Source organism: Leptospira ainazelensis (genome assembly GCF_016918785.1).
In the GTDB taxonomy this organism is placed as follows: domain Bacteria; phylum Spirochaetota; class Leptospiria; order Leptospirales; family Leptospiraceae; genus Leptospira; species Leptospira ainazelensis.
On the sequence record NZ_JAFFPT010000027.1, the window covers coordinates 43,486 to 56,337 of the forward strand.

At 43.3% G+C, this 12,852-nt stretch carries 11 protein-coding genes and 1 pseudogene; 7 read left to right on the forward strand and 5 right to left on the reverse strand.

Annotated elements, in window-relative coordinates:
• Positions 1-4: 4 nt before the first annotated feature.
• The 5 genes from JWG44_RS07825 to JWG44_RS07845 all read left to right on the forward strand — a co-directional run bounded on the left by JWG44_RS07825 (position 5) and on the right by JWG44_RS07845 (position 5,955).
• A complete protein-coding gene (locus tag JWG44_RS07825) occupies positions 5-616 on the forward strand; it encodes a TIGR04282 family arsenosugar biosynthesis glycosyltransferase (RefSeq protein WP_205274409.1) in 612 nt (203 codons plus the stop codon).
• A 112-nt stretch (positions 617-728) separates the two neighbouring features.
• Positions 729-1,661 (forward strand): hypothetical protein, encoded by a 933-nt coding sequence (locus JWG44_RS07830; RefSeq protein WP_205274410.1) that lies wholly within the window; start codon positions 729-731, stop codon positions 1,659-1,661.
• Positions 1,662-1,825: 164 nt separating this feature from the next.
• On the forward strand, positions 1,826-2,440 hold the full coding sequence (locus tag JWG44_RS07835) for an ABC transporter substrate-binding protein (RefSeq protein ID WP_205274411.1): 615 nt from the start codon (positions 1,826-1,828) through the stop codon (positions 2,438-2,440).
• A 7-nt stretch (positions 2,441-2,447) separates the two neighbouring features.
• Positions 2,448-5,369: an efflux RND transporter permease subunit gene (locus JWG44_RS07840; protein ID WP_205274412.1), complete on the forward strand. Its 2,922-nt coding sequence runs from the start codon at positions 2,448-2,450 to the stop codon at positions 5,367-5,369.
• 7 nt (positions 5,370-5,376) lie between these two features.
• Complete coding sequence (locus JWG44_RS07845; RefSeq protein WP_205274413.1) at positions 5,377-5,955, forward strand: MXAN_6521/LA_1396 family lipoprotein; 579 nt, start codon at positions 5,377-5,379, stop codon at positions 5,953-5,955.
• Between the two features lie 3 nt (positions 5,956-5,958).
• Here JWG44_RS07845 and JWG44_RS07850 read toward each other — a convergent pair whose 3' ends face one another.
• Both JWG44_RS07850 and JWG44_RS07855 read right to left on the reverse strand, forming a co-directional pair.
• Positions 5,959-6,390 (reverse strand): LA_2478/LA_2722/LA_4182 family protein, encoded by a 432-nt coding sequence (locus tag JWG44_RS07850; RefSeq protein WP_205274414.1) that lies wholly within the window; start codon positions 6,388-6,390, stop codon positions 5,959-5,961.
• A gap of 102 nt (positions 6,391-6,492) precedes the next feature.
• Complete coding sequence (locus JWG44_RS07855; RefSeq protein ID WP_205274517.1) at positions 6,493-7,458, reverse strand: amidohydrolase family protein; 966 nt, start codon at positions 7,456-7,458, stop codon at positions 6,493-6,495.
• A gap of 106 nt (positions 7,459-7,564) precedes the next feature.
• Between JWG44_RS07855 and JWG44_RS07860 the strand changes: the two genes are divergently transcribed.
• A complete protein-coding gene (locus tag JWG44_RS07860) occupies positions 7,565-7,834 on the forward strand; it encodes a DUF1145 domain-containing protein (RefSeq protein ID WP_205274415.1) in 270 nt (89 codons plus the stop codon).
• 522 nt (positions 7,835-8,356) lie between these two features.
• Here JWG44_RS07860 and JWG44_RS07865 read toward each other — a convergent pair.
• Together JWG44_RS07865 and JWG44_RS07870 are read right to left on the reverse strand one after the other, a co-directional pair.
• Positions 8,357-10,204: a hypothetical protein gene (locus tag JWG44_RS07865; RefSeq protein ID WP_205274416.1), complete on the reverse strand. Its 1,848-nt coding sequence runs from the start codon at positions 10,202-10,204 to the stop codon at positions 8,357-8,359.
• Between the two features lie 75 nt (positions 10,205-10,279).
• Positions 10,280-11,191, reverse strand: coding sequence for an NAD(P)H-dependent flavin oxidoreductase (locus JWG44_RS07870; protein ID WP_408611914.1), 912 nt, complete (start codon positions 11,189-11,191; stop codon positions 10,280-10,282).
• A gap of 83 nt (positions 11,192-11,274) precedes the next feature.
• Here JWG44_RS07870 and JWG44_RS07875 point away from each other — a divergent pair, with 83 nt between their 5' ends.
• Positions 11,275-11,580, forward strand: a complete 306-nt coding sequence (locus JWG44_RS07875) for a putative quinol monooxygenase (protein ID WP_205274518.1) — start codon at positions 11,275-11,277, stop codon at positions 11,578-11,580.
• On the opposite strand, the pseudogene JWG44_RS07880 reads toward JWG44_RS07875, so the two are convergent.
• Positions 11,489-12,836, reverse strand: a pseudogene (locus JWG44_RS07880) (adenylate/guanylate cyclase domain-containing protein). The gene JWG44_RS07875 and the pseudogene JWG44_RS07880 overlap by 92 nt on opposite strands.
• Between the last annotated feature and the right edge of the window lie 16 nt (positions 12,837-12,852).

Consider the following 12,852-nt stretch of genomic DNA (forward strand, 5'->3'; position numbering starts at 1 on the left):
AAGAATGCACTCAAACAAAGCCTTAATTCTATTCTTAAGAAATCCGGTATTGGGTCGGGTGAAAACCAGACTCGCCAAAACTCTCGGCGAAAAAACCGCTCTGAAAGTTTACGAACAACTTTTGGAAATTACAAAAGAACAAATCAAAAATTTAGAAATTCCCGTTCGGCTGTATTTTGATTCGATTCCGGATTCCGGTTTTTCGGATTGGGGAAAGCGGACGAGTGTTCATCTTCAAACCGGATCGGACCTCGGGGAAAGAATGAAGAACTCATTTTTAGAAACGTTTCAAAGCGGAACCGAAAAAGTTCTGATCATCGGAAGCGACTGCCCCGATCTTGAAACAAAACATATCCGGGAAGCGTTTTCTGCGTTGGAATCCAAAGACGCCGTGATCGGTCCGGCCAAAGACGGAGGATATTATTTGTTAGGTTTAAAAACCCTTGCTCCGGAGATTTTCACTGAAATTCCCTGGAGCAGCGAACGCGTTTTTGCAATGACATTAGAAAAATTGCAACTAGCAAGAAAGGACGTCCGGATTCTTCCTTTATTAAACGACATCGACGAGGAAATCGACTTGGATCCGTATCTCTTATCGGGGAAACTTAAAATCTAAACCGATATAAAAGATCATTCCTTAAGAGATCGATTCGAATTCTACAATAAAGGGTTTTCTTTTAAAAACGATTCTCCAGAATACGTCCATGCGATTTTTCCGGAACCTGAAGGTGTTCTTTTGGATTTTAATTTTTTTCGGAATCGTAACGCCGAACGTCTCGGCAAAAAATTCGGAAGTTTCCACAAACGCGTTTCTAAAACTCAAAAACGTTAAGTTTCGTTTGGAAGATCGGATCTATTTTACGGTAAAAAAACTGACAGTAGAAGCGGTCTCGAATCGGCAAGGTTCTCCCGTTAACTTCAACGATCCCTCCTCATTTCATCTCAATCTTTTTCAGGGTGAAACCGAATTTGAAATTTCAGTCTTGGAATTTTTATTCAACGAAAACATAAAAACGTTTCCGAACTTTCCATTACGAAATTTGAAACTATCCACGATCGAAATCGACGGTAAAAGAAAGATTCGAATTTTAGGAGAATATAAACTTGTCTTCTGGGTGGACGTGGAAATGATCTGCAATCTCGAATTGGTGCCCAACAGTTCGATGTTGATTTTGAAATCGGAATCGATGAACGCCGCCGGAATTCCGGGAGCGGGAGATCTTCTTTCGTATGTCGGAGTCGGTCTCAAAACGCTTCTTCCGATTCCGGAAGGTCGAGGATTGGAAATCATAGAAAAGAGTTTTCACATCCAATCGTTTCTGCTCTTACCTCCTCCGCGCATCCAAGGAACGATCCACAATCTCGAATTGTTGTCCGATCGAATTCTCATTCGGTTTGATTCTCAAAAAATTCCTTCGCTTCCGAGGCTTACGTTTCTGCCCGGAGTTCCCAATCAGATCGCGATGTCCGGAGGTGAAATCCGAGTCGGTTCCGTTTTTTTAAAGAATACGGATCTGCTTCTGATCGACCAGGATCCTTCCGATCTTCTCGACTTTCACATGAAAAATCTTCTCCTCCAACTTTCTCTCGGGAATCTCAACCTAAACTCAAAGGGTGAACTCAAAGTATTTCTTCCGGATTACGAAGATTTAAAAAAGTAGAATTTAATTCCAAGGCGAGTTATAGAAAGGTCGTCCTCAAACCGGCGCTTTCCGATTTATTCCGTTGACTTCCCCGACCGCTCAAGAAAGCTGTTGGAAGTCCTAATCCGTTCTTCCTGAACCGTTTCTGGATCCATAAAACTATAAACAACAGGTAACGTGTTGTGAAAAAACTTATTTCCATTCTTTTCCTTTTTTCCCTATTCCTTCCCACTCTGCTTTTTTCCCAAAATTCCGCAGAACCGAACCCGTCGACACAAGAAGGAACAAACCCCGCTCCTCCGGAAGAAACTCCGTCAGACGAAGAACAGATCTCTTCCACCGTGAAAAAATTGATCGGCTTTATCCGTTATAAGAAAAATGAAAAGGCGATCGCGATCATTCACGTAAAACAGTTCAGCAATCAACTTCTGAAATCATCCGGCAAAATCGCGGACGCGGATCGTAAGGAATTCGAGGAAGCGATCTCCGATTTTATAGTTCATCGCAGTTTTCCGATCGCTCATAAATACTTCGATAAGATCGACATCAACTATGAAAAACCCGCGATCAAAGGCGACAACGCGACACTCGCTTCTTCGATCATCTGGAACGGTTCGGAAAGAATCACTTTCTCTTGGATCTTAAGTAAGATCGACGGAACCTGGTATGTCACCGACTTCTTAAACGAAGGCAAATACGCTTCCGAAACCAATAGAACCAAATCCGTGGATCCTTCGATCAAAAAGAACGGCATCAAACAAACCATCGCGCTTATCAAAAGAGAAGCAAAGAACTAAAACAAACATGAGAAAGCTTCTTTCCGGACTTACCGATTCCATCCTCCTCAATCCGATCCGTTCTTGCAGCGTGTTGGCCGTTCTTCTGCTTCTTTCTTTTTGGCAGGCTTCCAAACTTACGGTCAACAGCAACAATCTCGATCTTCTTCCCAAGAGCAATCCTTCCGTTGTTAAAACACAGAAGGTCATCGAGATGATCGGCGGAAACGGATTTTATATCGTCAGTCTCAAGTTCAAAGACGAAAAGGGAATGACGGAGCATCTGACCAAGGCTTTTGCCGCTAAGAAAAAAGGTCAGAACGAGGTTTGGGAACAGGAACTCAAAGAAGCCGAAAAAGTAAAACAGAAGAACGCGAGCTACTACAAAGAAAGAGAACTCGCGATCAAAAACGCATCCGATCAGTTGAACGAAAGACTCTTAAAAGAAAAGGAATACGTTCAATATGTTTCCTATCGATACAACGTTTCCTTTTTGCAGAATCGTCTTCCTCTCTTTTTAAAAACCGAAGATCTTTTGGAAGTCCGCAAACGGGTCAAAAGAAAAATCGACGAGGAAGTCGAAAGAGCCAATCCGTTTTTTATCAAACTCACGGACGAAGAATACAATCCGGACTTTAACGACATTCTTTCCAAATATCAAAAACTTGCAAAAAGAGATATATTCGACGAATATAATATTTCACCGGATAAGGGAATGTTGATCTTTTTGATCAAACCCGCCGGCTCTTTTACAAACATCGAATTCAACATCGCCCTCGATAAAAAAATCAAAGAAGTCGTAGCCGACTTAAATCTGGACAAAAAAGGAATTCTAGTAGGTTATACGGGAACGTATCGTCTTCACTTGGACGACTACGAAACCCTGATGGCCGCGCTCAAACCGATAGCGGTGACTTCCCTCATCGGAATCGCGGTTTTACTCCTTTTCTTTTTTAGAAATCCGCTTTTTATCGTTATTCTTCTCGTATCCCTTCTTTCGGGAATTTTATTCTCCTTTGGATTGACGACGATCGTGATCGGACAGCTCAACTCGGTTACGAGTATCATCGCTTCGATTTTGATGGGACTCGGTATCGACTATGGGATCCAATTCTTATATAGATTCCGGGAAGAATACACCCGCAAACAGGATATGCTTCGTTCCATCAAGGACACGATCTATCATACTGGGATCGCCTCTTTTATCTCGGCGTTGACCACAACTTCCGCGTTTGTAGTCCTCGCGTTCTCCGAGTTTAGAGGTTTTAGCGAATTCGGAATCATAGCGACTTACGGAATTCTGATCATCGCGGTTTCGATGTACGGAGTGACCGCGCTTCAAATCACTCTTCTCTTTCGTTTGTTTCCTTCTCTAAAAAAACAATTCATCCTTTCCGTAAAAGACCAGACTACTTCCCCTCTTCTGTATCGTTTTTATAAAAAACCGGGACTTCTCACGTTAATCGTCATTGCGATCGTTGTGGTGATTTCCTTTTTTAGTTTTAGTCCGGGGATTCACTTTAATTACAACGGACGAGACCTGATGGTCGACAATTTGGATTCGGTCAATCTTTACGACGAGATCGGAGACAGATTCGATATCAGCTCCGATCCTCAGGTGATCGTAGTCGACACTTTGGAAGAATCCGAAGCCGTCTTCGATTACATGACTCCGGTTCCGAACGAGATTGCGGGTTCCGTGGATCAGGTAGTTTCTCTTTGGAACTTCGTTCCGCCGAAAGGACAACAAAGGGCAAACCTCAAAATTCTAAAACAACTTCAAACCGATATGAAACCGGTCAAAGCCGGATTTCTCAAACCGGAACAAAGAAAGTATCTTCCGGTTGTAAAAAAATATCTGAGTGTAAAGGAATATTCTTTGGCGGAAGTTCCCACCTACTTCAGTTCTCAATTCAAGGAAGTAAAAGGCTCCAAAGAAAAAGGACATCTAGTTTTTATCTATCCTAAGGTGGCTCTCTGGCACGGACAAAAACTTCTGAAGTTTTTCGATGCGGTCGGAGAATTACACTATCCTAAACTTTCCAGAAGAGTTTTGAATACGATTCTTTACGACAACAACGGAAACGTAAGCATCGATCAAGTCAAAGACAACTGGACTCCGACCGAAGAACGCCAGATCGTAAAAGCGCTCAATTCTTACTCTGCGTCCCAGTTTAAAAATCTGGGTCTTTTGGAAGGAACCGTCGACTTTATCCTAAAGACGAGACCGTTTAACACTCTAAAAGAAGCAAGGTCGCATCATTATATTTCCAACACGGCGGGAAGTTTGATTCTTTTTGCGAACCTCATCAAGATCGTTCAAAGGGAAGGAGTCGCCGCTTTTCTCATCACCTTGGTTTTAGTCGTAGTAGTCTTGATTTTATTCTTCCGAGGAATTATTCCTGCGCTCATCTCTTTGATCCCGCTCGTTCTCGGGATCTTCGTAACTCTGGGAATTATGGCCTTGTTCCGAATTCAATTGAACTTTATGAACGTCCTCGTTTTCCCGGTTATCGTAGGTTACGGAATTCAAAACGGAATTTATATCTACTATAGATTCCGAGAAGATCACGACGTAGTCCGTGCGATGTCCATGGTCGGCCCTGCGATCATCGCGTCCACGTTAACCACTCTTGTAGGCTGGAGTTCTCTTTTGATCGCGGATCAGAAAGGACTCAAGTCGATCGGAGTTGTAGCGAGTATCGGAATCGCCTCTTCGCTGATCATCGCGCTTACTCTTGTGCCCACCGTTTTGGAAATGGTCTATCGTTCCCGCAAAGAAGAGGAAGAAGAATCCAAACCTCTCGGTTTTAGCGAAGAAGACGAAAACGGTTCCACCCCTTCAGGATCGAAGAACGTAGACACACCGGCTTCTTCCCCGAAAAAGAAGGCGGCAAAGAAAAAAACTCCCGTCTCCAAAAAGGCGGCTCCTAAAAAGAAAAAAGGATAATTTAAGAATGATTAAAAAGTTTATCATCTTTATCACCCTATCTTTTGTTACAGCAAATTGTACGGTGAAATACGTCAGATCCGTGCCCACATGGGAAAAGGATCTCGGGACGTTCAAACGTCTGGCGGTCCAGGTTCCGGCCGAAAGTGAGACCGGAGAGTTCGAAAAAAAATTGGCCGCAAAGATCACCGAAAATTATCTTTCTCATCATAAGGAATTTATCATATATCCTTACAAGGCGGGAACTTCCTTCTGCGGAAGCTCGGACAAAAAAGTGCAGGGAATCTTTCAGTTAAAAATCATCGAAAAGGAAACTCCTGAAAAAGTAAATCTGACCGCGCTCGGGAAAGTCATCCACTGTCAAAAAGGGGAAACTCTCTGGGAAGGTTTGGCTCAAAATTCTTATTCGAAAAATACGGAAGAGAATCTTTCGTTGATCAACACATATACCCAGCTCTACGGAAAAGAAATCGCAGGAAAGGTAAACCCATACTTTTTCCTGCTCCAGACTCTTTTGGAAAAATTAGACAGCCCGATTTTGAGTGAAGACGAAAAAGACGAGAAGATAGAAGTCGAAGCGAGATAAAACTTATTTCGTAGAAGAAGGGGCGGAAAGGGTTTCGAGAAACGTGTTGTATTCCACACATTCCGGAATCTGATACGTGACGATAGAACCGCAATCCGCCCGTTCGACACTTTTGATACAGAGTTCCGCGTCCAATTTTAGATCGTCGCTTAATTTTTTGAGAACGATCGGCTCCGATTTATCCACGTCGTAATTGAAGTCGCTGTAACACTGCGCGTGATCCGGATAAGTCAAAGCGGCTTCCTTACGATGGACCCCTTCCAGAGAAGACAAATAAGGCTCCTTACAACGACTCATCTGCGAACAATACGCGTCCGCTACCTTTTTATAGACTTCCGCAGAAGCGGCTTGAGAGACGGCTCCCCCTTTCCCGCAAAAAATCGCAAAAACCGCGATTAAGGCGATACTAAAAGTCCTTTGTAAAAGGGCACGCATATCGAAAGGATAAAGATGGAACCCTCGTTGGCAAGTTTTTTCCTAACTTAAGAATCGGATTCAAGAGCTCGAATTTTTAAAAGAAGGGAGTAAAAACAAACTTCAGTTTTCGAGTTTGATTCCAAAAAGATCCGCGCTGTTTTTCAAAAAGACCTTTTGTTTTACTTCATCGGACAAAGAAGAATTGAGAAGATTCGAAATCGGATGACTGAGCGCGTATGGAATGTTGGGAAAATCGGAACCGAAATGGATTCGGTCCGGAAAACGTTCTAAGATCGTAAGATAAGGATCGGTTTGTTCGCCCGTAGCGAGAAAATCAACGAAGACCATCGTCGTATCCAGACGAAGTTCCGGAAAAAGGGACATCAACTCAACGTATTCCCAGACTTCGCTCGCACCCATGTGAGCTACTATCGTCCTCAATTCCGGATAACGTTGAATAAACGACCGAAAATACCGAATGTTTGTATAAAGCCCCGGAAGAGGGGCGTCGCCTGAATGAATCACAAGAGGGATTTTTTTATTCTCCAAATAAGAAAATGTATCCGAGAGTTCGGGCCGGGTTAAATCCAACCTTCCCACTTCGCAATGAAGTTTAAAACCGCGAAAGCCGTATTCCTCAACGGCTCGTTTTGTATATTCAAGACAACCCGGTTCGGGAAAAAACGTTCCAAAAAGAATCGCACCCTTGGTATTCGAATGATTCTCAAACACCCAACGATTGAGACCTTCGGACATTTTTTCCTTATGCGCGTAATTCAAGGTCGTAAAAAAACGAACCTGATTTTTGGCCAAAGATTCGAGACGTTGGGTTTCCGATTCTCGGTAGGCGATCTCCCAATTGACCCCGTCGAACCACTTCCAGATTTGTTTCATCACGTATTCCGGAAAAAAATGAGTGTGGATATCGATGATAAACGGAAGTCCGTATTTTTTTAAAAGAAGAAGATGGGACGGAGATTCTTCGTCTCTAAGCGGAGGGCGATTCTCCGGATGTTTCCAGGGAAAGGGAGAAGGAAGAATCGAATGAGAATCGGAGGAAAGAATATGATGACAACAAGGAAGCATACCAAGAGTTTTTTTTCCCCCTAACATGAGTCAATCGATTGTCTCTTTTTTCCTTGACGGACGTCGAAGAGAACGTTTCTATTATGGAAATTTTCCGGGGGGAATTATGAATCCAATTTTTCAATCATTGAAGATAGGAACCGTCTTTTTTTGGATCTTAGTGGGAGCAAGTCTGTCGGGCGCTCTTCTTTTCGGAGAGCCTTTGGACTTTCTCATCCGCGCGGTCGGAATCGGAACTCTCGTAGTACATCTATTCGAGATCGTATACTTCTGGTTTACTCTCAAACACAAGTCTTCCAATCCGATTCTGGACGCGCTTCAGATTTTGGTTTTTGGCGTTTTCCACATGATCCCTCTAAAAAACAAACAAGCATAAGAATCCTCTCTTCAAGACGCAATTTTTCCCGTTCCATTTTACGGAGAAGAATTGCGACGGACCGGTTCCTTCTTCGATTTCCGGCCCAAGATTATTTTAGAATTTTTGAATATACTTCGTTTAGAAAAAGTCTGTCTGAATCGATCGAACCGGGCGGAACGAGTTTTTTAAAAATGAACCGTTCCCACAAAGTAAATCACCGTGGAAAACTTGTTCGAATCCGCAAAAAAAATATCTGTCGTAACTACGGCTAACCTCGGGAAAAATCGCGTTCTTGTATAGGAAACCCATCGGGAACTATAAACCGATTTTTTGGGACAAAGCTCGGGGTATTTTGCCTTATCAGAAAATCAATATTTTGGAAACACAAAGTCTCGGATGTAGGAACTCCCCACAGCGATTCATTCCTTAGAAAGTTTATAAACCTCGAAGGAGACGTAATCTGTAGGAACTCCTTCTTTTTGTTTGGTATTGGCTCCGATTGACGTAGACGGTTTTTCTTTTGCGGTTTAGAACAAACCCTTATTTCAAGGACAAGATCAGGTCGTCCACAATCGTTTCACTCGGAGAACTCCGATTCCAGACAACCTGCATATAATCCTTCAGTTTCGGATTTTCAATTCCGTTTGAAACCTCGACCCATTCGGATTCTTTCAGATTTTTTTTCCATTCGTTTAAGAAACGATAGAAATTTCGAACCAAGGGAAGACAACGTTCTTTTTTGGAATTACAAAACAGAATCTGAGATTTCAAACTTTTCAAAGAAGAATCCTTTGCAAAAACCGAATAAACCTCTCTATCGATCGAATCCGAATTCTTCTCTATACTTCGATTCAAATAAATTCCGGCCAAAATTTTACCGCCGTCAGGACAGACTGCAATAGGAACCTTCTCGGTATTGGCGACTATCAAACCGTAATTTTTGGAAAACTCAGGACGATTTAAGAATTTGGAATATTCGCAGCTCCATGGAAAATGGACTTCCAAAACGTCCGGCTGGCTGACGTCGATATACGAAATCACTCGGTCCTGATTTTTTTTGTTCGCGGCTAAATAACCGAGATCGAATATATTAAATTCCTTATAAAAGCTCAACGCACCCAAATCCGCGATCGCAACAAGAGGCCTTACGATCTCCTCTTTTTTCGCGATTTCCGAAATCTGTCCCCTTCTCTCCTCGAAAATCTTGGAACTACAACAGAGATCATAGGACTTGAACTTGTAATTCTTATAGGATAAAAAACCGGCAATAAGGACCAGCGGAAGAATCAAGAATTTCCGTTTTTCGGTGATCGCACCCGCTCGAATCACAAACAGGATCGCGCCTACTACAGCGAGCCAGGTCATCGGTCTTGCAGGATCGAGTCTGTAGTTTCCAAAAATAAACGGATGCAAAAAACCGGGAACCGCGAGCGAAACCGCAAGGATCACGAACAATCGCTCTCGCGAAGAGATTCTCTTAAAAAAAAGAAGAAACAAGGAGATTGGAATCAGCAAAATCCCGTTTTGTTTAAAACCGAACTTAAAGATCTCCCAATTTTTAGAAAGAGCCGGGTTCAAACGGATCAGATTGTAAACGTTTTCACCGAGAGAAAGTTCCTGCGCCGTCGATGTGTTGGGAAAGATCTTTCCGAAATATAAAAATCGAATTCCAAAAAATACGATCCAGAGTCCGCCTGCGATCCAGATCGGAAGCGTTTTTTTCCAAGAGACACGATTTCGAAACGATATAAAAAGAAAAACGACGCTGATAAAAAAGAGATGAAACACACTTTCGATTCTCACGAGGGTTGCCGCAAAAAGGAGCAAGGAAGCTCCAAACATCGAAACGTCTTTTCCGTTTGCGATTTGAAAAAGAATCAAAAGATAGACCGTATAGAAAAGATGCATCCAAGGATTCTCCATCCCCGACGCGTGCCACGCAAGAAACGTAAACGAAACCGAAAGTAAAAGTGTAGTCGATAAAACAAAACCGAAATTCTCCCAAGCGGAAGTTGTCTCGCGGACTTCTTCAAAAAGTCGATAGAGAACGACGCCGAACAAAAACGTAGTCAACCACCACTGCAAAGTAAAAAACGTAGTATAGTGAATCGCCGCGAATTTATAGACAAAAGCGAAGATTAAAAATTCCAATGGAGAAGAATAACCTTCGATCAATTCTCCACTCGGATTAACTCCGATAAAACCGAAATCGATCCAATTTTTGGCGTGACTCAAAGTGATAATTCCGTCGTCCCGATTCGAGTACAATTCTTCGGGAAAAAAACCTAAGACGATTTTAAAAACGAGAAGTGTAGCAAACCCGGAGAGAATCGGAAAGAAAAATCGATTTTTGAGTAAGAAATCCGAAATCTTTTTTTTCAAATCCATCGGTAATCGCCCGTCCTGTAAATAAATTCAAACACTCTTTGCGGTAAAACTAACAAGGACGGGTTTTCAAAAATTCTAACGGGGCAAACGATTTAGAATATCAAGATATTCTTTTGCCATTCCCAAAACCACTTCTTTCGCGGGAATCAATCCTTCGATCTGGGCCACTCCGTGTCCCGCCGACCAAATATCCCGCCAGCGTTTGTATTCCTGATCCAGATTCTGAGACTCTCCGCTGTGAGAAAGATCTCCGGCCTTCTCCACGGATTTTTTGAGCCAGTTCGCTGGAATTCCCGAAATTTTTTCCGTATAGACAATTTCTTCCGGGCCCGAGTCGATCAACATCTGTTTGTAACCCTCGGACGCCATCGCCTCCGGAGTTGCGATCAATCTTGTTCCCACGTAAACCGCATCCGCTCCCAGTGCGAGAGCGGCGACCATCTGAGCTCCGCTGGAAATCGCTCCCGCGGCAACAATCGGAAGTCCCGTTTCTTTTTTTAAATACGGATAAAGACTAAACGGAGAAATGTTTCCCGCGTGTCCTCCGGCTCCTTGTGCAACTGCGATTAGAGCGTCCGCACCTGCTTTTGCGACAATATTCGCGTGCCTCAAGGTAGTCACGTCACAAAACACTTTGGAACCTACGCTTTTTGCCTCGCTCACAACGGTTCGAGGACTTCCCAAACTTGTGATCAAAAGTTCGACCTTGGCGTCGAGAACTACTTCCAACTGCTTTGCCCAATTCGGATTATGCGATTTGTGAAGAATCAAATTTACTCCGATCGGTTTTTTTGTTTTGGAACGAATCTCTTGCAGAGCGTCCTTGAGTTGTTCCGGAGAACGATAATTGAGAGAAGGAAAACATCCGATTCCACCGGCCTCGGAAACCGCAACGACCAGATCCGGATAGGAGACTAAAAACATAGGAGCTCCGATAATCGGCAAATCGATTCCGAGCATTTCCGTAATTCGAGTATTCAATTTCATTCTGAGAATTCTTTGGATAACAGTCGTTTTAAGCAAGGAGGATTTTTCTTCCCAAAATGAAACCGTTTCGAAATTCTGATCGTATGATCGTGATCGCGTCCTCCTATAAAATTTTTGAAGAAAGAATTGAAGATTTCAAAAAAGTCAGCCAAGAGATGGCGAAAGAATCCCTCGAAACCGAAGACGGAGTTTTGAGACTCGACGTTCTTCAGGCGGATGGAGACCCCGGCAAATTTTTATTTATGGAAGTGTATAAAAGCGAGGCCGCTAGAAAAGCCCATCTCGAAACCCCCCAATTTATTTCCTGGAGAAGAGCGGTCCCGGAATGGTTGAGCCAGGGAAGCACTTCGATTCAATATCTCCCGATCCAGATCGATCTTCCCGGCTAACGCGCGTTTTATCCGGCGAGAAAGTAAGTCGAAACCGTTCCCTTTCCTTTGATTTCGACTTCTCCCCTTTTTTCCAATCGGAAGATGGAAGAAGCCGCTAAAAAGTATTCTTCCGTTACGTGAATCTTTCCCGGAAGTCCGTGCGATTCCATCCTAGAAGCGAGATTGACCGAATCTCCCCAAAGATCGTAGATGAACTTTTTTCTTCCGATCACGCCTGCGACCACCGGACCGGAATGAATCCCGATGCGGATGTTTAAGTTTTCCCGGATGAGTTCCTCATTCGTATTCACTTCTTTTAATATATCCAGAGCGAGGTTTCCGATTCTTTCGATATGATCTTCGCAGGCGATCGGAATTCCGGCGGCGGCCATATATGCGTCGCCGATCGTTTTGATCTTCTCCACTCCCCTGTCTTCCGCGAGTTCGTCGAGTCTGGAAAAAAAACGATCGAGAAGCCCCGCGAGTTCGTCGGGCGTTTTACGCGCGGCCAAAAGTGTAAACCCTACGATGTCGGCAAAAAGAATCGAACACTCGGAAAAGTATTCCGAGATCTGAGAATTTTCGTTCTTGAGTCGATTTACGATCGCGTCCGGAAGAATGTTTCGAAGAAGGAGGTCTGATTTTTCCTTTTCGTTCTCCAAATCCTTTGTTTGTGTTTCGATCGTCCTTGCTTGGAGAAACAATTTTCGGGTGGTCAGTTCCAAAGTATAACCGGCTATGACCGCGAAAAATTCTGAAAACCATATTAGAAAACTATAAATCGTCTTCTCTTGTTTCGGCATGGTTGCGTCGGTCAGAAGAAAGTATTGATATGCCGCCAAATACGAAGCTGTAATAAAAAAAGCGGGAAAGGTCCGGATTCTTAAAACCAAAAAGGCGTAATAAGAGACGATGATCAGGATCGTAAGAAGAATCGCGTGCTGATCTTTGATAAAGGTGTATCCTGCGTAAACAGCGGTAAAACCTCCGAGCGTATTGCTCAACATCGACATAGGAACCATCGTCCTTCTAAATTTTTTGAACGTAGAAAGAATCAAAACCGCCCCAAAGACCGAACTCCCGAGCAGGATCCAAAGAACCAGTTTATCGCGGATGAGAAGAACGTCGTAAAAGAGAAGAAAAATTGCACAGTATCCCGCCACTGCCGAAACGGCGCCGATCCGAACAAAGGAGGCGACATGATCCCGAAGAAAGAATCGAAATTCTTTTTCCAAGTTCGGATCTAAAAATCGAAGGATATAACTTTGAAACATTCTAAGATTCTGACTT